The organism is Brevundimonas sp. 374 (assembly GCF_900102995.1).
GTDB lineage: Bacteria > Pseudomonadota > Alphaproteobacteria > Caulobacterales > Caulobacteraceae > Brevundimonas > Brevundimonas vesicularis_C.
Map to the genome: position 1 here is coordinate 129,286 of NZ_FNKT01000004.1, position 21,997 is coordinate 151,282.

17 protein-coding genes are annotated in these 21,997 nt (G+C 67.3%); 6 read left to right on the forward strand and 11 right to left on the reverse strand.

Features of this window, described 5'->3' with window-relative positions:
• The first annotated feature begins 5 nt into the window (after positions 1-5).
• The 5 genes from BLR19_RS11940 (at position 6) to BLR19_RS11960 (ending at position 6,594) form a co-directional block, all read left to right on the forward strand.
• A complete protein-coding gene (locus BLR19_RS11940; protein WP_091751279.1) occupies positions 6-1,280 on the forward strand; it encodes an aspartate kinase in 1,275 nt (424 codons plus the stop codon).
• Positions 1,281-1,342: 62 nt separating this feature from the next.
• On the forward strand, positions 1,343-3,601 hold the full coding sequence (gene ptsP, locus BLR19_RS11945) for a phosphoenolpyruvate--protein phosphotransferase (protein ID WP_255366639.1): 2,259 nt from the start codon (positions 1,343-1,345) through the stop codon (positions 3,599-3,601).
• A gap of 112 nt (positions 3,602-3,713) precedes the next feature.
• Positions 3,714-4,817 carry a helix-turn-helix domain-containing protein gene (locus BLR19_RS11950; RefSeq protein WP_205751329.1) on the forward strand — a complete coding sequence of 368 codons (1,104 nt, stop codon included), beginning with the start codon at positions 3,714-3,716 and terminating at the stop codon, positions 4,815-4,817.
• Between the two features lie 48 nt (positions 4,818-4,865).
• A complete protein-coding gene (ispG, locus tag BLR19_RS11955) occupies positions 4,866-6,002 on the forward strand; it encodes a flavodoxin-dependent (E)-4-hydroxy-3-methylbut-2-enyl-diphosphate synthase (protein WP_091751290.1) in 1,137 nt (378 codons plus the stop codon).
• Positions 6,003-6,126: 124 nt separating this feature from the next.
• Positions 6,127-6,594 carry a PEGA domain-containing protein gene (locus tag BLR19_RS11960; protein ID WP_091751294.1) on the forward strand — a complete coding sequence of 156 codons (468 nt, stop codon included), beginning with the start codon at positions 6,127-6,129 and terminating at the stop codon, positions 6,592-6,594.
• A gap of 62 nt (positions 6,595-6,656) precedes the next feature.
• Here the strand turns inward: BLR19_RS11960 and BLR19_RS11965 are convergent, their stop codons facing one another.
• From BLR19_RS11965 to BLR19_RS11975, 3 genes are read right to left on the reverse strand one after another with little or no spacing between them, the layout of a single operon-like run.
• The gene (locus BLR19_RS11965) at positions 6,657-7,433 is read right to left on the reverse strand and encodes a sulfite exporter TauE/SafE family protein (RefSeq protein WP_055754604.1); all 777 of its coding nucleotides are present in this window, start codon (positions 7,431-7,433) and stop codon (positions 6,657-6,659) included.
• Between the two features lie 34 nt (positions 7,434-7,467).
• Positions 7,468-7,908, reverse strand: a complete 441-nt coding sequence (locus BLR19_RS11970; protein ID WP_055808795.1) for an RrF2 family transcriptional regulator — start codon at positions 7,906-7,908, stop codon at positions 7,468-7,470.
• A 56-nt stretch (positions 7,909-7,964) separates the two neighbouring features.
• The gene (locus BLR19_RS11975) at positions 7,965-8,570 is read right to left on the reverse strand and encodes a response regulator (protein WP_091751297.1); all 606 of its coding nucleotides are present in this window, start codon (positions 8,568-8,570) and stop codon (positions 7,965-7,967) included.
• A gap of 205 nt (positions 8,571-8,775) precedes the next feature.
• On the opposite strand from BLR19_RS11975, the gene prfA reads away from it, so the two are divergent.
• Positions 8,776-9,843, forward strand: a complete 1,068-nt coding sequence (gene prfA / locus BLR19_RS11980) for a peptide chain release factor 1 (protein ID WP_091751301.1) — start codon at positions 8,776-8,778, stop codon at positions 9,841-9,843.
• Here prfA and BLR19_RS11985 read toward each other — a convergent pair whose 3' ends face one another.
• From BLR19_RS11985 to BLR19_RS12020, 8 genes are all read right to left on the reverse strand, one after another.
• A complete protein-coding gene (locus BLR19_RS11985) occupies positions 9,844-10,206 on the reverse strand; it encodes a hypothetical protein (protein ID WP_205196067.1) in 363 nt (120 codons plus the stop codon).
• 141 nt (positions 10,207-10,347) lie between these two features.
• Entirely contained in the window at positions 10,348-10,959 is a 612-nt protein-coding gene (locus BLR19_RS11990) for a glutathione S-transferase family protein (protein ID WP_176758336.1), read from the reverse strand.
• Between the two features lie 56 nt (positions 10,960-11,015).
• Entirely contained in the window at positions 11,016-12,551 is a 1,536-nt protein-coding gene (odhB, locus tag BLR19_RS11995; RefSeq protein ID WP_091751309.1) for a 2-oxoglutarate dehydrogenase complex dihydrolipoyllysine-residue succinyltransferase, read from the reverse strand.
• Between the two features lie 41 nt (positions 12,552-12,592).
• A complete protein-coding gene (locus BLR19_RS12000; RefSeq protein ID WP_091751312.1) occupies positions 12,593-15,607 on the reverse strand; it encodes a 2-oxoglutarate dehydrogenase E1 component in 3,015 nt (1,004 codons plus the stop codon).
• Positions 15,608-15,821: 214 nt separating this feature from the next.
• On the reverse strand, positions 15,822-16,724 hold the full coding sequence (sucD, locus tag BLR19_RS12005) for a succinate--CoA ligase subunit alpha (protein ID WP_045809475.1): 903 nt from the start codon (positions 16,722-16,724) through the stop codon (positions 15,822-15,824).
• A gap of 57 nt (positions 16,725-16,781) precedes the next feature.
• Entirely contained in the window at positions 16,782-17,972 is a 1,191-nt protein-coding gene (gene sucC / locus BLR19_RS12010) for an ADP-forming succinate--CoA ligase subunit beta (RefSeq protein WP_091751315.1), read from the reverse strand.
• Between the two features lie 85 nt (positions 17,973-18,057).
• Positions 18,058-19,584: a spinster family MFS transporter gene (locus BLR19_RS12015; protein ID WP_091751318.1), complete on the reverse strand. Its 1,527-nt coding sequence runs from the start codon at positions 19,582-19,584 to the stop codon at positions 18,058-18,060.
• A 142-nt stretch (positions 19,585-19,726) separates the two neighbouring features.
• Positions 19,727-21,967, reverse strand: coding sequence for a TonB-dependent receptor (locus tag BLR19_RS12020; RefSeq protein ID WP_091751321.1), 2,241 nt, complete (start codon positions 21,965-21,967; stop codon positions 19,727-19,729).
• Positions 21,968-21,997 lie beyond the last annotated feature (30 nt).

Genomic DNA, 21,997 nt, shown 5'->3' on the forward strand with positions numbered 1-21,997 from the left:
CCACGATGACGCGGCCCGATACGACACGACTGGTGATGAAGTTCGGCGGCACCTCGATGGGCGACCTCGAACGCATTCGCCGTGCGGCGCGGATCGTCGCGGCCGAAGTGTCGGCGGGCAAACAGGTCGCCGTCGTCGTCTCCGCCATGGCGGGCAAGACCAACGAACTGGTCGCCTGGACCGACGGCGCCGGACCGGCCGCCACGGGCCTGCCGCTCAGCGATGACGAATATGACGTGGTGGTCGCCTCGGGCGAACAGGTGACCTCGGGCCTGCTGGCCGCGACGCTGCGCAACATGGGCTTCAACGCGCGCTCGTGGATGGGCTGGCAGGTGCCGATCCTGACCGACGACGCCCACGCCCGCGCCCGCATCATCGACATCCCCGGCGAAAAACTGGGCGCCGCCGTCGACGCAGGCGAGATCGCCATCGTGCCCGGCTTCCAGGGCGTGACGGCGGACGGCAAGATCACGACCCTGGGGCGCGGCGGTTCAGACACCTCGGCGGTCGCCGTGGCGGCGGCCCTGGGCTGCCCCTGCGACATCTATACCGACGTGGACGGCGTCTATACGACCGACCCGCGCATCGAGAACCGCGCGCGCCGTCTGGCCAAGGTGTCCTACGAAGAGATGCTGGAAATGGCGTCCCTGGGCGCCAAGGTGCTGCAGACCCGCTCGGTCGAGCTGGCCATGGCCAAACAGGTCCCGGTCCGCGTCCTTTCAAGCTTTATCGAACCCGACGCGAATGGCGTCATGCCCGACAAGGGTGGAACCCTGATCTGCGACGAGGAGGAGATCGTGGAAAAACGTATCGTGTCCGGTGTGACCATGAGCCGTGATGAGGCCCGCATCACCCTGCTGGGCCTGTCCGACCGGGTGGACGCCCCCGCCGACGTCTTCACGCGCCTGGCCGAGGCCAACGTCAACGTCGACATGATCGTGCAGAGCCAGTCGCGCACCGCCGGAACGGTCAACCTGACCTTCACGACCGGCCGTCGCGACGCCATGCGCGCCGCCGACCTGATGACCGCCGCCAAGGAGCAGCTCGGCTTCGAGGAAATCCGCGTCGACGAGGACGTGGCCAAGGTCTCGGTCGTCGGCGTGGGCATGCGCAGCCATGCGGGCGTCGCCCAGACCATGTTCAAGGCCCTGGCCGACAAGGGCGTGAAGTTCCAGGCGATCTCGACCTCTGAGATCAAGATCAGCGTGCTGATCGACGCCGCCTACGCCGAGCTGGCCGTTCGCGCCCTGCATTCGGCATATGGGCTGGACGCGGTATAGGGTGATTTCAGAAGGCGCCTAGGCGCCGGGGCGCGGGAGACATGATGCCGGCAGGCGGCGCGATGACCAGAGGACCCCGGATCCTCCTGCGCCAGATCCGCGAGGCTCTGGGCGGGGCCGGCGCGGGCGCGACGCCGGCGCAGGACCGGCTGAACATGGTCGTCAAGATCATCGCCCGGTCGATGGTCGCCGAGGTCTGTTCCATCTATCTGCGTCGCGCGTCGGGCGAGCTCGAGCTGTTCGCCACCGAGGGTCTGAACCCCGGCGCCGTGCACAACACCCGGCTGCGGCCCGGCGAGGGCCTGGTCGGCGAAGTGGCGCGGATGGCCCAGCCCATCAGCCTGTCGGACGCCCCGTCGCACCCGTCCTTCTCCTATCGCCCCGAGACGGGCGAAGACCCCTATCACGCCTTCCTGGGCGCCCCGCTGCTGCGCGGCGGCCGGGCCATCGGCGTCCTGGTCGTCCAGAACCGCACCGAGCGGCGCTATGACGAGGAAGAGGTCGAGGACATCCAGACCATCGCCATGGTCCTGTCCGAAACCGTGTCGTCGGGCGAGTTGCTGGCGCTGGACGAGCTGCGCGACGTGGAGCTGGCGCCGCACCGGCCCGAGCGGCTGAAGGGCCAGAAGTTCGCCGACGGCCTGGCCTTCGGCCATGTGGTTCTGCACGAGGCGCCGCTGGCGCCCGAACGCCTGCTATCCGACGACCCGGCGATGGAGGAGGCGCGGCTGAAGCTGGCGCTGGCCACGCTGAAGAGCGGCCTGGATGTCATGCTGGACAAGGGCCAGGGCCTGGCCGGTCCGTCGTTCGAGGTTCTGGAAACCTATCGGATGTTCGCCGACGACCGCGGCTGGAACCGGTCGCTGGAAGAGGCGGTGAGGAACGGTCTGACGGCCGAGGCGGCGGTGGACCGGGTCAGGAACGAACACCGCGCCCGCTTCGCCCAGGCGCGCGACCCCTATATCCGCGAGAGGCTGCACGACTTCGAGGACCTCGCCAACCGGCTGCTGCGGGTGCTGGCGGGCGACAAGCCGGGCGAGCGCGAACTGCCCGACGACGCCATTCTGGTGGCGCGAAACCTGGGCCCCGCCGACCTCTTGGAATATCCGCGCGACAAGCTGAAGGGGCTGTTGCTGGAAGAGGGCTCGGCCGCCAGCCACGCCGCCATCGTCGCGCGCGCGCTGCAGATTCCGTGCGTCGGGCGCCTGATGGGCCTGCGCGACCGGCTGTCGGAAGGCGACATGGTCATCGCCGACGGCGAGACCGGCGAGACCTATCTGCGTCCCCGCCCCGACATGCTGGAGGCGGTGCAGTCACGCATGGCCGTGCGCGAACAGCGCCAGGCCGAGTTCGCCCAGCTGCGCGACGTGCCGGCCGTGACCCTGGACGGTCAGCGGATCACGGTCCTGACCAACGCCGGCCTGGCGGTCGATCTGGAAAACATGATCGAGACGGGCGCCGAGGGCATCGGCCTGTTCCGCACCGAGTTCCAGTTCATGGTCTCGGACGAACTGCCCCGGCTGGACGCCCAGACGGCGCTCTACAAGCTGGTGCTGGACGCAGCGGGCGATAAACCCGTCACCTTCCGCACCCTGGATATCGGCGGCGACAAGGTCCTGCCGTATCTGGAGGCCGAGCGCGAAGAGAACCCCGCGCTGGGCCGCCGTGCCATCCGTTTGGGCCTGGATCGACCGTCGCTGTTGCGAATGCAGCTGCGGGCGCTGCTGGCGGCCGGGGCGGGGCGCGAACTGCGTGTCATGTTCCCGATGATCGCCACGGTGGACGAGTTCCGGGCCGCGCGCGAGCTGGTGGATATCGAATGCGCCTGGGCGCGGCGTCGCGGGCGCGCCTTGCCCGCCCTGCTGCGCGTCGGGGCGATGGTCGAATGCCCGTCCCTGCTGTGGCATCTGGACGCCCTGTTGCCGCTGACGGATTTCGTCTCCATCGGCACCAACGACCTGTTCCAATACATGTACGCGGCCGACCGGACCAATCCGCTGGTGTCGGATCGCTACGACCCGCTGTCGCCGCCGACCCTGCGGGCGCTCCAGACTATCCAGAAGGCCTGCGCCGACACCGGCACGCCGGTCTCGATCTGCGGCGAACTGGCGGGGCGGCCGCTGGAGGCCTTCGCCCTGATCGTGCTGGGCTTCACCCGACTGTCGGCGCCGGCGGGCGGTGTCGGGCCGGTCAAGCGGATGATCCTGTCGGCGGACCTGAATGCGGCGCGGCGCGGCATGGCCAATCTGCTGAACCTATCCACCGGCTCAGTCCGAAACGAGATCGAATCCCTGGCGCGCAAGCTGAACGTCGCGGTCTGATCGCAGGCGTCTGGACGCAAGGGCGGCGTTGCTGGTCGGCGCGCAATCGTCTATCTCGAGCCCTGTGAACGGCGCGTCGGCGCTGTGTTTCCCGGACATGGGGTCAGGCGTCATGACGCTGAATGCGGGGGTCGCCCCCGAGGCGATCGAAAGCATTGCGGACCGGCCGGATCCGACGGCCGCCTTCGTCGACGCCGCGACCCTGGGCGACGGTTTTCGCGCCGCCCGAGAGCGGTCGGGCAAGTCGCCGGCCGAGCTGGCCGCCGAAACCAAAGTGCATCGCCGGTTCCTGACCGCCCTGGAGCAGAACGACTGGTCGTCCCTGCCTTCGCGGGTCTTCGCCCTGGGCTATGTTCGGGCCTATGCCTCGGCCCTGGCGCTGGACGAACAGACGGCCGTCGAGCGATTCAAGCGCGAGAGCCCCGACACCTCCGTGCCGCTGAAGGCGCCCATCGGCATCGCCTTCGAGGACGTGAAACGCCATTCGCCGCGCATCGTCGCCGGCATCGCCGCCGTGGTGGTCGCCGTCGTCGGCTGGAATGTGTTCCAGCGCGCCAGCCTGCATCAGACCGCCCATCCGTCCGATATCGCCGCCGTGCCCAAGACCTGGACCGGGGCGGCCGATCCCGACCCGCAGGTCGCGCTCAGCGCGCCCATGTCCGCCCCGCCCGACCAGACGACGCCGGCGCTGTACATCACCCCGGGGCTGGAGGCCGAACTGACCGGGGTCGATCCGACCGATCCGGCCGTGATCGCCGCCGCCGCCAATCCGGAGCCGGTGCAGAAGGCGTTCAACCCGCGCGGGGCCGTCTATGGCGCCTCGGCCAACGCCTCGATGGTGGTGATCCAGGCCAAGACGGCCGGCGCCCTGGTCGTGCGGCTGGGCGACGGTCAGGCCCTGTTCGCGCGCCAGATGGCGCCGGGCGAGGCCTGGCGCGCGCCCATCGGCGTGGCGGCGACGGTGGACGTGTCCGACCCGGCCGCCTTCGACGTCTTCCTGAACGGCGAATACGGCGGACCGCTGGCCGGCGTGCTGACGCCATTGGCCCAGTTGAACAGCCGCGCGGACCAAGCGGCCAAGGCGCTGGCCGCCAGCCAGGCGCGCGCTCAGGTCCAGGCTCAGGCCGCCCAGGCCCGGACCCAGGCGGCCGCGACGCCAGGGGCGACGCCTTCCCCCGCGCCAGCTCCCTCATCACCCGCCCCCGCGCCGAACTGATGCGTCGGCCGTGGTCCCGCCGTCATCATCGGCCTATATGATGCTCCCATGAGCGATCACACGCACGTCCGACCCTGGCGCCACATCGAGCGTCGCAAGAGCCGCCACATCCGCGTCGGCTCCGTCCTGGTGGGCGGCGACGCCCCGATCAGCGTCCAGTCGATGACCAATACGCCGACGACGGATGCGGCGGCGACCATCGACCAGATCCGTCAGTTGGAAGAGGCCGGCGCCGACATCGTGCGCGTCTCCTGCCCCGACGTGGAATCGACCGCCGCCTTCAGGACTATCGTGCGCGAGGCCAAGGTCCCCTTGGTCGCCGACATCCACTTCCACTACAAGCGCGGCATCGAGGCGGCCGAGGCGGGCGCCGCCTGCCTTCGCATCAATCCGGGCAACATCGGTTCGGCCGACCGCGTCCGCGACGTGATCCAGGCGGCCAAGGACAATGGCTGCTCGATGCGGATCGGCGTCAACGCCGGCTCGCTGGAAAAGGAACTGCTGGAAAAGTACGGCGAGCCCTGCCCCGACGCCATGGTCGAGAGCGCCCTGAACCACGCCCGCATCCTGCAGGACCACGACTTCCACGAGTTCAAGATTTCGGTGAAGGCGTCGGACCCCTTCCTGACCGTCGCCGCCTATCAGCAGCTGGCCGAGGCGATCGACTGCCCCCTGCACCTGGGCGTGACGGAGGCCGGGCCGCTGCGCACCGGCACCATCAAGTCCGCCATCGGCCTGGGGTCGATGCTGTGGGCCGGGATCGGCGACACGATCCGCGTCTCGCTGGCCGCCGATCCGGTCGAGGAGATCAAGGTCGGCTTCGACATCCTGAAGTCGCTGGGTCTGCGCCACCGGGGGGTCAACATCATCGCCTGCCCGTCCTGCGCGCGTCAGGGGTTCAACGTCATCGAGACGGTGGCGGTGCTGGAAGAGAAGCTGGCCCATATCTCGACGCCCATGAGCCTGTCGGTGATCGGCTGCGTCGTGAACGGACCGGGCGAAGCGCTCTATACCGACATCGGCTTCACCGGCGGCGGCAAGGGCGCAGGCATGATCTATCTGAACGGCAAGATCGCCCACAAACAGGCCAACGACGGCATGATCGACCACATCGTCGATCTGGTCGAACAGAAGGCCGCCGAACTGGACGCCGCACGCGCGGCGGAGCTTCAGGCGGCGGAGTAGCGGTCGCTCTGGTTGCAGAAACTGGGCACGCGTCACAAACCTGTGATTGACGACAACGGGCCTGCGTGCGACCTGTGCGTCAGGTTCGGCCGGGGGGCCGACCCGTTAATCCACTGAGGGGCCCATGAAATCCAAAAACGCCGCACGCCTTGGCGTGCGTCTGCTCGCGCTTGCCGGCGTGGCGCTTTCGTTGCCTGCCTGCGCGACCGTCACGCGCGGCTCCAGCCAGCAGTTCACGGTCGAAAGCACGCCGCCCGGCGCTCAGGTCAGCACGTCGAACGGCTTTGAATGCCAGGCGACGCCTTGCACCTTCCGCATGCCGCGCAAGGACGGTTTCCGCATCACGGTCGCCAAGGAAGGCTATGTCTCGCAGACGCATGAGATCACCAGCAGCGTTTCCGGCGCCGGCGGAACGGCCATGGCCGGCAATATTCTGGTCGGCGGCATCATCGGCGGGGCCATCGACGCCACGTCCGGCGCCATGAACGACCTGAAGCCCAATCCTTTGCTCGTCACCCTGCGCACGCCGGCTGAAGAGGCGGCAGCGGCCCGCACTCCGGCCCCGACCACCGGCGCGCCGGGCGGTCAATAGCCGAAGACCCCGCGATTGAACGTGAGACGGCGGCGGGTGCGAGCCCGCCGCCGCTTTTCGTTTCAGATCACCTTGAACAGACGCAGGGCCTGATAGCCGGCGGACAGGAGCACCACGGCGCCGACGCCGTAGGTCAGGGCGCGACGCGGGGCGATGCGGGCGATGACGCCGGCGAAGGGGGCGGCGATCAGGCCGCCGATGATCAGGCCCAGCACCGCCATGGCGTGGGTGGAGAAGCCCTCGGCCTCCTGCCAATGTCCGGTCAGCAGGGCGACCAGGAAGGTGGCGGAAATGGCGGAGGTGACGAAGAACTCCGCCGTATTGGTGGTGCCGATCGAAACGCGCGGATCCTGGCCCGTGCCGACCAGGGTGGTGGTGACCGTGGGTCCCCAGCCGCCGCCGCCGATGGCGTCGAAGAAGCCGCCGACCAGACCCAGAGGGCCGGCGAACTTGCGCGGGAAGATCCGCTCGCGCGTCTGACGCGTGGCGCGCCAGATGATCACGACGCCCATGATGGCCAGGTAGGTGGTGATGAAGGGCTTGAGTAGATCGCCGTCGATGCTGGTCAGGACGAAGGCGCCGAAGCCGCCGCCGACGACGCCGCCAAGCGCCAGCGGCACGAACAGCTTCCAGTTCACATTCTTGTTGACCGTATGCGACCCGGCCGAGGCCGCCGTGGTAAAGACCTCGGCGGCGTGAACGCTGGCGGACGCGGTTGCGGGCGGCACGCCGAACGACAGCAGGACGGTGGAGGAGATCACGCCATAGGCCATGCCCAGCGCCCCATCCACGATCTGGGCCAGAAATCCGACGGCGAGGAAGAGCAGGAAATCTTGCATGGCGGCCTCTGGAATAGGGAGCGAACGGTGCGGGCTATTTCCCTAGTCGGTCAATAGGAGAAGAAGTGACGGCGGCTTGCAGAAGGGTTCGCGCCTCGAAGACGGCCGCGATGGCGTCGCGCCCGTCCTGAAGCACGGGCTGCAGCGGACAGGTCTCGACATCCGGGCAGGTCTCGCACGGACCGTAGGCGGTGCGCGAGGCGCAGGGCGCGAGGGCCAGCGGGCCTTCCAGCGCGCGAATGACGTCGGCGAAGCTGATGGCGTCGGCGGGCGCGCCCAGCGCATAGCCGCCCGCCCTGCCCCGCTTCGAAGCCAGCAGACCCTGACGGCGCAAATCCAGCAGGATGGCCTCCAGGAACTTTCGCGGGGCCGCCGCCGCCTCGGCGATCTCGGCAATGGTCGCGGGACCGCCGTCCGGCAGACCGGCCAGATGCACCATGGCGCGCAGGGCATAGCGAGACCGGTTCGACAGCATGATCCGTGATCGCCCGGCTGCGCCTTAGACGCAAGCCGGGGGACTCGATCCGACCCTCAGGCGAGGCGCGCCACCGCCTCCAGAATCTGCGCGCCGTTGTAGGGTTTCAGCACCAGGGCCTCGGCCATGTCCGCATTCTTCGCGGCGGCGGCGACATCGCCGGAGATGAAGATGACCCGTACGGCCCAGCGATCCGTCAGGACGCGAGCCAGTTCCACCCCGGTCATCTCGCCGGACAGGTTGATGTCCAGCAAGGCCGCATCGATGCTGTGTAGCGCAGCGGCGGCCTCGGCGGCGGCGGCGCTGTGGAACGGGCCGACGACGTTGTGGCCCGCCTCAGTCAGCAGTTCGGTCAGGGAGGCGGCGGCGTCGGGATCGTCCTCGACCACCAACAAGGTCAGGGCCTCGACCTCGGCCGGCGCCTTGGCGTCAAGCGGCGCCTGCCGGGTGACCACGGCGCGAAGGTCGCGCCAAATCTCGGTCGAGGGGCGGTCGGTGTCCAGATCATAGATGGCGGCCATGGCCTTCAGTTCGCGGGCGTCCTCGGGCGACAGGTCGCCGCCGGTCTCGGCCAGACGGCTGTCGTATAGGCGGCACAGACGATCGACGCTTTCGGCGACCTCGGCGGCGTCGGGCTGCGATGGGGGCGGGCGATCGAACATGGCGTCCTCCTTACGGTTGTTCGATCTCAACTAATGGCTTTGAGCGGATTGCGTCACCGCGACTGACACCATCGTGACTTGGCTGTGATCGCCGATCACAAGCGCGGCGCCGGCGCTGCCCCACGCCCAAACACGGCTTGCAATCGACACAACGCCCCCTGGCGGGTAAGGACGGCGCTCCGCTTTTTCTCAGGACATTTCCCTCTTGCGACTGCCCCAGGCCCGCCTCGATCAGGTGCTCGACCGTTTCCACGAGGTGGAGGCGCGCATGGGTTCGGCGACCGACGGCGCCGAGATCGTGCGGCTGTCCAAGGAGCACGCCGAGCTGAAGCCCGTCGTCGATGCGGTCCAGGGCCTGGCCCGGGCGCGCGCCGAAATGGCGGACCTGGAGGCCATGACGGCCGATCCGGAAATGGCGGCGATGGCCGAGGAGGAGTTGCGGGCGCTGACCGACAGGCTGCCCGATCTGGAACGCGAGGTCGCCCTGCTGCTGGCCCCGCGCGACGCCGACGAGAACGCCTCGGCCGTGCTGGAAGTGCGCGCCGGCACCGGCGGGGACGAGGCGGCCCTGTTCGCGGGCGACCTGTTCCGCATGTATTCGCGCTACGCCGCCTCGCGCGGCTGGCGGATCGAGCTGGACTCGGCGACCGAGGGCGACGCCGGCGGCTATAAGGAAATCATCGCCACGGTGACCGGTGAGGGGGTGTTCGGCCGGCTGAAGTTCGAGAGCGGCGTTCATCGGGTCCAGCGCGTGCCGACGACCGAGTCGCAGGGTCGCATCCACACCTCCGCGGCGACGGTGGCGGTCCTGCCCGAGGTCGAGGACGTGGAGATCGAAATCCACGACAAGGACATCCGCATCGACACCTTCCGCGCGTCGGGTTCGGGCGGGCAGCACGTCAATACGACCGATTCCGCCGTGCGCATCACCCACCTGCCCACCGGCATCATGGTGACGTCGTCGGAGAAGTCCCAGCACGTCAATCGCGACAAGGCGATGAAGAACCTGCGCGTGCGCCTGTACGACATGCAGCGCCAGGCCAAGGACCTGGCCCGCTCGGACAGCCGCAAGTCCCAGGTCGGTTCGGGCGACCGGTCCGAACGGATCCGCACCTACAACTATCCGCAAGGGCGGGTCAGCGATCACCGCATCAACCTGACCCTGCACAGCCTGCCCCAGATCATGGAAGGCGACATCGATCCGCTGCTGAACGCCCTGATCGCCGAGGACCAGGCGGCGCGTCTGGCTGACCTGGAAGCCGAGTTCGGCTGATCAGCCTAGGACGCCGGTCAGCGGCAGCCACAGCACCACGCCGGTGACGGCGGTGTAGGCGGCGAAGGCATGCACCGACTTCAACCGGCCGCTGGCCAGGGGGCTGTCGAGGTCGGCGCGGTTGACCCATAGCAGATAGGCGGCCTGGATCGCCCAACCGGCGAGGAAGGCGACCACGGCCCAGGCGCTGAGCGCCGCCAGGGCGACGCCGGACATCAGCACCACCACGCCGCCCAGGGCGATCACGCCGTCTGCGATCTGATCGTCTGCCGGAACGGCGATGACGCCGGACAGCGCCCGTTGCAGACGCCAGTTGAGCCAGGCCTGATACAACAGCATCAGTCCGCCCAAGACGTAGAACATCCCTATCGCGCGCGCCGCCCACTCCATGTCCGAAATAAGGCGCCATTTTCGGCGGTTGTAATCAGGGAAAATGCGGCGCCGATTCGGATCGTTAACGACCGGCGCAAATTAGACACAACCGTTGGTCTGCGAGCGCGCCCGCTAAGCTTTGGCGGCCAGGGCGCGCTGAACCGCCGGACGCGCCAGCACGCGCTCGAAATGCGCCTGGACCCGAGGAAACCCGGCGATGTCCACGCCGTCGCTTTCCAGCCAGCCCGCGATGGTGAACAGATAGGGGTCCGCGATCGTATAGGCCTCGCCCATCGCCCATTCGCCGGTCAGATCCGCCTCAATCAGGGCGAAGCCGTCGCGCATGTTCTGCGTGACCTTGGCCGCCATCGACGCCTGGGCGGCGGCATCGTCGCTCCAGCGCGCGGCGCGGCGACCGTGGGCGTGGGCGACGTGGATGGTGGTGGCCAGATAGAGGTTGAACGCCTGCATCCGCGCCAAGGCGAAGGGATCGGTCGGCGCCAGAAAGCCGGGCGGCGACAGGGCGGCAATGTGCGCCAGAATGGCCGGGCTCTCGGTCAGGACGCCCTGATCGGTCGCGAGCGCAGGAACGCGCCCCTTGGGATTGATCGCCAGATAGGCCGCCTCGCGTTGCTCGGCCTTGGCGAAGTCGACCAACCGCACCTCATAGGCCAGCCCCGACTCTTCCAGCGCGATATGGCTGGCCCGACTGCAGGATCCGGTCGCGGCGTAGAGGGTCAGCATCGTTGCGCCTCGCAGCAAGGAAAAAGGCGGCGAGATCATCGCCGCCTTTCAGGAAATCAGAGGTCCAGCAGGGCCCGCGCCGGATCTTCCAGCAGTTCCTTGACCCGGACCAGGAAGGTCACGGCTTCCTTGCCGTCCACGATGCGGTGATCGTAGCTGAGGGCCAGATACATCATCGGGCGGATCTTGACCTCGCCGTTGATGGCCATCGGGCGCTGGACAATGTTGTGCATGCCCAGGATGCCCGACTGCGGCGCATTCAGGATTGGCGTCGACATCAGCGAGCCATAGGTGCCGCCGTTGGTGATGGTGAAGGTGCCGCCCTGCATCTGATCCATGGTCAGCGAGCCGTCACGCGCGGCCTTGCCCAGGGCGCCGATGCCCTTTTCGATGCCAGCGAGCGACAGGGTGTCGGCGTCGCGCAGGACCGGAACCACCAGACCCTTGTCGGTGCCGACGGCGACGCCGATGTCGTAGTGGTTCTTGTAGATAATGTCGGTGCCGTCGATCTCGGCGTTAACGGCCGGGATCTCATGCAGGGCCGCGACGACGGCCTTGGTGAAGAAGGACATGAAGCCCAGCTTCACGCCGTGGCGCTTTTCGAACACGTCCTTGTACTGGGCGCGCAGGGCCATGACGTTGGTCATGTCCACCTCGTTGAAGGTGGTCAGCTGGGCGGCCGTGTTTTGCGATTCCTTCAGGCGACGGGCGATGGTCTGACGCAGGCGCGTCATCTTCACCCGCTCTTCGCGCGGCTGATCGGCGCGCGGGGCGGCGGACGCAGCGGCGGCGGCAGGGGCCGGAGCCGAGGCCTGGCCGATGGCGGCGATGGCGTCAGCCTTGGTGATATTGCCCTTCGGTCCCGTGGCGTCGATGGCCTTGGGATCCAGATTGTTCTCGCCGACCACGCGCTGAACGGCGGGGGACAGGGTTTCATTCTTGGCGGCCGAGACCTGGGCCGAGCCGGTGTTGGCCGGGGCGGCCGGGGCCGGAGCGGCGGCGGGAGCCGATGCGGCGGCGCCCGAACCCGAGATGGAGCCGATCTTCTGGCCCGGCGTGACGGTCGCGCCTTCGTCGGCGGCGATGGTCAGAACGCCGTCAGCCGGGGCCGACACCTCGACCGCGACCTTGTCGGTCTCGATCTCGACCAGCAGTTCGTCCTTCTTGACCGTGTCGCCGTTCTTCTTGACCCACTTGCCCATCGAGCCCTCGGCGACGCTCTCGCCCATGACCGGCACGGTGATGTCGATCGCGGCGGCTGCCGGAGCGGCGGCGGCCGGCGCGGCCTTGGCGTCAGCCTTGGCGGCCTTGGCAGGGGCAGCGGCGGGCGCAGCGGCCGGAGCGGCGGCGGCGGACGCGCCTTCCGTCACCGAACCCAGGACCGTGCCGGGAACGACATTGTCGCCCTCGGCCGCCTTGATGTCACCCAGCACGCCGTCGGCGGGCGAGACGACCTCCAGCGAGACCTTGTCGGTCTCCAGCTCGACCAGCAGTTCGTCCTTCTTGACCGGATCACCGACCTTCTTGGTCCACTTTGCGATGGTGGCTTCGGTGACGGATTCACCGAGGGCGGGGGTCAGGATGTCGGCCATGTCAGGTCCAGCTCGTCTCTAGTCGGTCTTTTATACGTGTATCAGGCGAAGGCTTCGGTCGTGAAGGCTTCGAGTTCCTTCAGGTGTCGGCTCATCAGACCGGCGGCGGTCGAGGCCGAACCGGGACGGCCGACGTAGCGGGCGCGCTTGGCCTTCACGTCCAGCTTGTCCAGCGTCAGCTCCAGCCACGGATCCACGAAGGTCCAGCCACCCATGTTCTTCGGCTCTTCCTGGCACCAGACCAGTTCGGCGTTGGGGAAGCGGGCCAGTTCCTTGCGCAGCGACTGGATCGGCCACGGATAGAACTGCTCCAGACGCAGGATGTAGACGTCGTCCACCGCCTGGCCGTCCTTGGCCTTCTTCTCACGCGCGTCCAGCAGGTCGTAATAGACCTTGCCCGAGCACAGGATGACGCGGCGGATGTCCTTGTCCGCCTTGATCGTGATGCCGGCGATCTCCGGCCGCGTCTGAGCGTCGTCGTGCAGGACGCGGTGGAAGGCCGAGCCCTCCGCCAGGTCCGCCATGGACGAGACCGCCTTCTTGTGACGCAGCAGCGACTTGGGCGTCATCAGGATCAGCGGCTTGCGGAACGGCCGGTGCATCTGGCGACGCAGGATGTGGAAGTAGTTGGCCGGGGTGGTGCAGTTGGCGACCTGCATATTGTCTTCGGCGCATTGTTGCAGGAAGCGCTCAAGACGGGCCGAGGAGTGTTCCGGTCCCTGGCCTTCATAGCCGTGCGGCAGCAGCATGGTCAGGCCGCTCATGCGCAGCCACTTGCGTTCGCCCGAAGAGATGAACTGGTCGATCACCACCTGGGCGCCGTTCACGAAGTCGCCGAACTGGGCTTCCCACATGACCAGCGTATTGGGGTCGGCCAGCGAATAGCCGTACTCGAAGCCCAGCACCGCCTCTTCAGACAGGGCGGAGTCGATGACTTCGAAATTGGCCTGGCCTTCGCGCAGGTTGTTCAGCGGGATGTAGCGCTCTTCGGTCGTCTGATCGATGATGCCCGAGTGACGCTGCGAGAAGGTGCCGCGCACCGAATCCTGACCCGACAGACGGATCGGGAAACCTTCGTCGACCAGGCTGGCGAAGGCCAGGCTCTCGGCCGTGGCCCAGTCCAGGCCTTGGCCCGAGGTGATGGCTTCGCGGCGACCGTCGATGACGCGCTTCAGCGTCTTGTGCATGTCGACGCTGTTGGGGATCGTGGTCAGGCGGTGGCCCAGGTCGGTCAGCTTGGCCAGCGGCACGGCGGTGTCGCCGCGCAGCTCGTCCTTGGGCGACTGGAAGCCCTGCCACTGGCCGTCCAGCCAATCGGCCTTCTCGGCGGACCAGGTCTTGCCGGCCTCGAACTGCTCGTCGAGGAATTTCTCGAACCGCTCGACCTCGGCGTCCACCTCGGCCTGGCTGATCACGCCTTCGGCCACCAGACGTTGCGAATACAGTTCGCGGGTCGAAGGCTGGGCGCGGATCTTCGAATACATCAGCGGCTGGGTGAAGGTGGGGTCATCGCCTTCGTTGTGGCCGAAGCGGCGGTAGCAGAACATGTCCACCACCACGTCCTTGTGGAACTTCTGGCGGTATTCCGTGGCCACCTTGGACGCAAAGACGACCGCCTCAGGGTCGTCGCCGTTTACGTGGAAGATCGGCGCCTGGACCATCAGGGCCACATCCGACGGATAGGGCGACGAGCGCGAGTTGCGCGGGCTGGTGGTGAAGCCGATCTGGTTGTTGATGACGAAGTGCAGCGTGCCGCCGGTGCGGTAGCCCTTCAGCCCCATCAGGGCGAAACACTCCGCGACCACGCCCTGGCCGGCGAAGGCGGCGTCGCCGTGGATCAGCAGGGGCACGACCTTGGAACGGTCCAGCGCCCACTGTCCCTCGGGCACGCCCTCGTTGGCCTCGCGAATGTCGAACGCCTGTTTGGCGCGCGCCTTGCCCAGCACGACCGGGTTGACGATCTCGAGGTGGGACGGGTTGGCGGTCAGCGACAGGTGGACGTGGTTGCCGTCGAACTCGCGGTTCGACGAGGCGCCCATGTGATATTTGACGTCGCCCGAACCCTCGATGTCGCTCGGCACAGCCGAGCCGCCCTGAAACTCGTGGAAGATGACCTTGTAGGGCTTGCCCATCACGGCGGCGAGCACGTTCAGGCGGCCGCGGTGGGCCATGCCCAGCACGACCTCGTCGACGCCCAGCGAACCGCCGCGCTTGATGACCTGCTCCAGCGCCGGGACCATGGCCTCGCCGCCATCCAGACCAAAGCGCTTGGTGCCGGGGAAGCGCTTGTGCAGGAAGCGTTCGAAGCCTTCGGCCTCGACCAGCTTGGACAGGATGGCCAGCTTGCCTTCTTTGGAGAAGGCGTTCTGCTCGAACTTGTCGGCGCCCTCGAACCGCTGCTGGAGCCAGGATTTCTCTTCCGGCTCTGCGATGTGCATGAACTGGATGCCGACCGTGCCGCAGTAGGTGCGCTTCAGGATCTCCAGCACTTCGCGGATCGTGCCGGTCTGAAGACCAAGCACGCCGTCCAGGAAGATCGGACGGTCCAGATCGGCGCCGGTGAAGCCGTAGAATTCCGGCGTCAGCTCGGGGTTCTCCACCGGCTGTTCGATACCCAGCGGGTCCAGCTTGGCCTGCAGGTGACCGCGCACGCGATAGCTGCGGATCAGCATCAGGGCGCGGATGGAATCGTGGGCGGCGGCGCGGATCGCATCGGCCGAGACGTCGGCGGACGCGGCCGTGGGCGCGGCGGCGGCCGGCGCAGCGCCGGGCTTTTTGGGGTCAGGCTTCGGGGCCGGCCAACGGCCGTCGAAGACGCCGGTCTCCTCCGTCGGCTCGGTCGCGACGCCACGGCCCCAGCTGCCCGCGCCGGCCGAGGCGGTCACCAGGGCGGCGTTGTCGCGCAACTGGTCGAAGAAGGCTTTCCATTCGGCGGAAACGGAGCCGGGGTCTTTCGCCCACTTCTCCTGAAGCTCCTCAACATAGGCCGCATTGGACCCGTAGAGGAATGAGGTCTCGGCAAAGACCTGGTTCAGCCGACCGGCATCGTCCGCCATCGTTTCGCAATCCCTGGGCCCCGACGGACACATCTCCGTGAGGGGCGCGCCCGTCATATAGGCGTCGTTTCCTGACGGGTCATGACCGAAACGGGGCAATTTGGTAGGAAATTGGTCGCAGGCCCAAGAAAAAACGCCCCCGGCCTGAGCCGAGGGCGTCCATCGATGCGTCACACGGCATTTTTGATGCCGAAAAGCGATCAAGCGGGGCGCATCAGCCCTTCAGGACTTCGACCAGGGTCTTGCCGAGGCGCGCGGGCGATTCCGACATGCGGATGCCGGCGGCTTCCATCGCCGCGATCTTGGATTCCGCATCGCCCTTGCCGCCCGAGACGACGGCGCCGGCGTGGCCCATGGTGCGGCCCTTCGGCGCCGTGCGGCCCGCGATGAAGCCGGCCATCGGCTTCTTGCGGCCCTTCTTGGCTTCGTCGATCAGGAACTGGGCGGCGTCTTCTTCCGCGCCGCCGCCGATTTCGCCGATCATGATGATCGAGGTGGTTTCCTCGTCGGCCAGGAACAGCTCCAGCACGTCGATGAACTCGGTGCCCTTGACCGGGTCACCGCCGATGCCGACGGCCGTGGTCTGGCCCAGGCCTTCGTTGGTGGTCTGGAACACGGCTTCATAGGTCAGGGTGCCCGAACGCGACACGATGCCGACCGAGCCCTTCTTGAAGATGTTGCCCGGCATGATGCCGATCTTGCACTCGTCCGGCGTCAGAATGCCGGGGCAGTTCGGGCCCAGCAGGCGCGACTTGGAGCCTTCCAGGCGACGCTTGACCTTGACCATGTCCATCACCGGGATGCCCTCGGTGATGCAGGTGATGAAGGGGATTTCGGCGTCGATGGCTTCGATGATGGCGGCGGCCGCGCCAGACGGCGGGACGTAGATCACCGAGGCGTCGGCGCCGGTGGCGTCCTTGGCTTCGGCGACCGAGGCGTAGATCGGCAGGCTCTCACCGTGCGATCCAGTCCAGTTCGTGCCGCCCTTGGAGGGGTGCACGCCGGCGACCATCTGGGTGCCGTGATAGGCCAGGGCCTGTTCGGTGTGGAAGCCGCCGGTCTTGCCGGTCAGGCCCTGGACGATGATCTTGGTGTTCTTGTCGACGAGAATGGACATGGGTCTGTGCTCTGAATTCGATGTGTCAGCGGGGCGGTGGCGAGTAAGGCCGAAGCCTTAGCCGACCGCCGCGACGATCTTCTGGGCGGCGTCGTCGAGGTCGTCAGCGGCCTGGATGGTCAGACCCGACTCGTTCAGGATTTTCTTGCCCAGTTCGGCGTTGGTGCCTTCCAGACGCACCACCAGCGGCACCTTCAGGCCCACTTCCTTCACGGCCGCGACCACGCCCTCGGCGATGACGTCGCACTTCATGATGCCGCCGAAGATGTTGACCAGGATGCCCTGGACGTTCGGGTCGGCGGTGATGATCTTGAAGGCCGCAGCGACCTTCTCCTTGCCGGCGCCGCCGCCGACGTCGCAGAAGTTGGCCGGCTCCTTGCCGTACAGCTTGATGATGTCCATCGTCGCCATGGCCAGACCGGCGCCATTGACCATGCAGCCGATGTTGCCGTCCAGCGAGACGTAGGCGAGGTCCCACTTGGACGCTTCGATTTCCTTGGCGTCTTCTTCGGTTTCGTCGCGCAGTTCCTTGATGTCATCGTGGCGGAACAGGGCGTTGCCGTCGAAGCTGACCTTGGCGTCCAGAACGCGCAGATGGCCGTCCTTCATGACGATCAGGGGGTTCACCTCCAGCATGTCCATGTCCTTCTCGACGAAGGCCTTGTACAGGGCTGGGAACAGCGACTTGGCGTCTTCGGCCGCGGCGCCCGTTAGGCCGTAGGCGGCGACGATGGCGGCGACGTCGGCGTCGGTCACGCCCGCGCTCGGGTCGATGACGATGTTCTGGATCTTCTCGGGCGTGTCGTGGGCGACGGTTTCGATGTCCATGCCGCCTTCGGTCGAGACGACGAAGGCGATGCGGCCATAGGCGCGGTCGACCAGCAGCGAGCAGTACAGTTCACGCTCGATGTCGGCGCCGTCCTCGATGTAGAGGCGGTTGACCTGCTTGCCGGCGTCGCCCGTCTGGGCGGTGACCAGGGTGTTGCCCAGCATTTCCTTGGCGTGGGCGACGGCTTCCTCGACCGAGAAGGCCAGGCGCACGCCGCCCTTGGCGTCGGCCGGCAGTTCCTTGAACTTGCCCTTGCCGCGGCCGCCGGCGTGGATTTGCGACTTCACGACATAGAGCGGGCCGGGCAGCGATTTGGCGGCCGCCTCGACCTGATCGACCGACGTCACCGCGACGCCTTGCGCGACCGGAGCGCCGAAGCCTTTGAGGACCTGCTTGGCCTGATATTCGTGAATGTTCATGGGGGACCGTCGCAACCGCTGCTGGGAGAGTTGCGGGGCTTATAGGCCCCACCCCTTCGCAGGTGCAACCGTCCACAGGCCCCCTTTAGTCGACCCAGTCCTTCTTGAGGGTGCGCGACGCCCCGATCAGCAGGATCGCGGCCAGCACATAGAAGCCCATGCCGGTGTATATGGCCCAGCGCAGGCTTTCCTCGCCGAAGCGCGGCGCCAGCAGGTCGCTCATCCAGCCGAAATAGTAGAAGCCGACCGCGATCCCGAGCAGATTGTTCAGCAGCAGGAACAGGGCCGAGGCGGTGGAACGCATGGCCGCCGGCACCAGATGCTGGACCGCCGCCGTGATCGGGCCCAGCCAGGCCAGGTTCAATCCGGTCGGCAACAGGAAGATCAGGAAGGCCAGGGTCAGCTGCTGGACATGGCTGCCGCCGCCGGGCAGAACCAGGCCGATCAGCCAGGGCGAGTTCATAGCCAGGATGAAACAGGGCGCCGAGATCAGGAAGGCGACGGCGGGCGTCAGCGGATAGGCGCCCTTGCCCTTCTTGGACAGCTTGTCGGCGATCATGCCGCCCAGCCAGATGCCCAGGATGCCGCCGATCAGGGCAATGCCGGAATAATAGATGCTGGTCTGTTTCAGGGTCAGGTCGAAGCTGCGCATGAAGAACAGCGGCAGCCAGCCGGCCACGCCATAGCCGCACACCGACGATGAGGCGGCGCCCAGGCCCAGCAGCCAGAAGCTGGGCTTCCTGATCACCACCGAGGCGGTGCGCCGCGCGATCATCAGCGACACGCCGATCACCACCGCCAGGAGGCCGCCGAAAGCGAGCACCAGCGGATTGCCGAGCGACATACCCATCAGCCAGCTCAAGGCGCCGAGGATCAGCAGACCGGCGCCGAGGCCCAGCATGATCTGGGCGGCGATCTTGCCGGCCCGGTCCGTGCCGACGGGGGCGGCGGCCAGGGCCGCGACCTGGGCTTCGGTCTTGATGGCGTCGGTTCCGCCGCGCCTGGGATCCCGCACCGTCAGACGCAACAGGGGCGCGACCAGCACGCCCAGCAGGCCGACCACGATGAAGGCCGTGCGCCAGCCGTACGTCGCCGCCAGCAGGCCGCCGACCAGCGTCCCCGCCGCCATGCCCAGCGGAATCCCGAAGGCGAAGGCCGCCATGGCCCGCGCGCGCTGATGCGGCGGGAAGTAGTCGGCGATCAGCGAATAGGCTGGGGCCACGCCGCCCGCCTCGCCGATGCCCACGCCCATCCGGCACAGGAATAGCTGGCCGAACGACCCGGCCATGCCGCACAGGGCGGTGAAGCCCGACCAGACGGCCAGGGCGCCAGTCATGATCCAGACCCGGCTGAATCGGTCCGCCAGCCAGGCCAGGGGTATGGCCAGCGTCGAATAGACCGAAGCGAAGGCGATGCCGCCCAACAGGCCGAACTGGCTGTCGGACATGCCGAACTCTTCTTTCAGCGGCGCGGCCAGGATGCCGATGATCTGGCGATCCAGGAAGTTCAGCATGTAGATCAGGATCAGAACCGCCAGCACATAGTAGCGGTAGCCGGGCCGCTCAGGCCGCTCGGGCCGCGTCTCTTGGACCGTCAGCGTCTCCGTCGTCATCGGCGTTTCCCCTCGGCGTCTTGTTGTTCGTTGCGGCGAGCCTATCCGCAAGTCCGGCCTGTGCAAAATAGGCCCCACGAAGCGAAAAAGGGCGGCGGCCCGGAGACCGCCGCCCCTCGTCGTCAGGCGTTATGGATGTGGATCAGAACTTCAGACCCAGGGTCGCCGTGACGGTGCGCGGCGGGCCGTAGAAGCCGATGATCGAGTTGCCGGTCAGGGCGCCGGGGAAGGTGTAGCCGCCGACGCGATAGCGTTCGTCGCCCAGGTTCTTGCCGTGGACGCCGAAGGTCAGGCGGTCGTCGGACGAGGTCCAGACGATGCTGGCGTCATACATCCAGTAGGCGTCCTGATCGAGCAGCGGCGCGGGCGTTTCAAACTGCTGGTAGGCGCCGCGGTAGGCGACCGACGGGATGAAGGCGATCGACGAACCGTTCTCCATGACCCAGTTGTAGTTGGCCGAGATCGATCCGGTCCATTCCGGCGTGTTCTGGAAGTCGCGCTGCGAGGATACGTCGACGACGCAGCCCGGCAGGGTCGGGCAGGACGTATTGCCCGAGGCCGTCGGGATATAGGCCAGGAACTGGTCGAACTTGGCGTCGATGTAGCTCAGCGAGGCGTTGAACGTCAGGGCGTCGGTGGCGCGCACGCGGCCTTCGAACTCCCAACCGCGGATCGAGGACGAGCCGACATTGTCCACCACCGAGGCGACGGTGGCGCCGGCCGGATACTGGGTCGTGATCTGCTGGTTCTCGTAGCTGGAATCAAAGATCGCGGTGGCGAAGGTCAGGCGACGATCCAGCAACGAACCCTTCAGCCCGATCTCATAGGTCTCGACGGTCTCGGGCGCATAGCCGTTGACGGTGGCGGGATACAGGACCGCATCGCCGCGCATGTCGAAGCCGCCCGACTTGAAGCCCTCGCCCCATGAGGCGTAGGCCGTCAGATCGGGGCCGAACTTGTAGTTGACCGAGACGCGCGGCGTGAACTTCTCGAACTCGCGGGTGCGGGTGTAGTTGGTGCGCGGCGCCCCCAGCGGCACGGCGGCGTTGTTGCCGAAATAGGGGCTGCGGATGCCCAGATACTGCTGACGGAAGACGGTGCCTTCCTTCTCGTCCTTGGTGAAGCGTCCGCCGACCGAGACCGACAGGGCGTCGGTGAAGTCATAGGAGAAGTCGGCGAAGGCGGCGTAGCTCTTGGTCGCCACCGAACCCGAGGTTAGGGTCGTCAGGTTGGCCAGACCCACGACGGTGTCGAAGGCGCCCGAAGCGTTGGCGTCCATGTAGAAGACGCCGGCGACGCCGTTCAGGCGGCCCGCGCTGACCAGAACCTGGAATTCCTGGCTGAACTGGTCGTCGTCATAGGCGGCGGGGATGTCGAGGATGGGCTGGGGCAGGTTGTCGAAGTCGATGTTGCCGCGCGTCAGGCCTTCACGATAGGCGGTGATCGACTTGAAGGTGAACATGTCGCTCATCTCCCACTCGCCGGTCAGCGACACGCCGCGCGTCTGGACGCGGTTCTTGTCGCCGGCGCCGGCGTTGGTGTCATAGACATCGGCGGGCGACGGGGCGAACTCGCGGTGGCCGTGCCGCGCGTTGGAATCGTCGTTCACCAGATCGCCGGCCAGACGGAAGAACAGGCTGTCGGTCGGGCTCCATTCCGCACTGGCGCGGAAGGCGGTCACGTCCTTGTTGTAGTGTTCGTTGCCGGTGTTCAGGTTCTTGCCGTAGCCGTCGCGCAGATAGCGGGCCAGAGCGGCAGAGACCTTGAACTCGTCGCTGAAGGGCAGCTGAGCGCTGGCGATCACGTCGCGCTGGTTATAGCTGCCGTAGGAGGCGCGCAGGCGTCCCTCGGGCTCGTCGGCATTGATGCGGCTGGTGACGTATTTGATGGCGCCGCCGATGGTGTTGCGGCCGTAAAGCGTGCCTTGCGGACCGCGCAGCACCTCGACCCGCTCCACGTCGAAGATGTCCAGAACGGCAGCCTGCGGACGGGCGACATAGACGTCGTCGATATAAAGGCCGACGCCGGGATCGAAGCCCCACAGCGGATCCTGCTGGCCCACGCCGCGAATGAAAGAGATCAGGGTCGAGTTCGAGCCCCGCGCGGCGTTCAGCGTCAGGCTGGGCGTCGAGCGCGCCAGTTCGGTGATGTCCAGGGCGCCGCGCGCCTCAAGCTGTTCGCCGCTGACGGCGGTCACGGCGACCGGCACGTCCTGCAGGCTTTCCGCGCGGCGGCGCGCGGTGACGACGATGTCGTCGACGGTCGCCGCATCCTGGGCGTTCGCGGCCTGAGCGGTCGCCTCCGCGTCCTGGGCGACCGTGGCCCCCGCAAGCACGCCCCACGCCGCGCCGGCCAGCAGCGCGCACTTCACATGACGGTTCATGATCCTAGACCCCTTTGTCGTTTCCAGCCC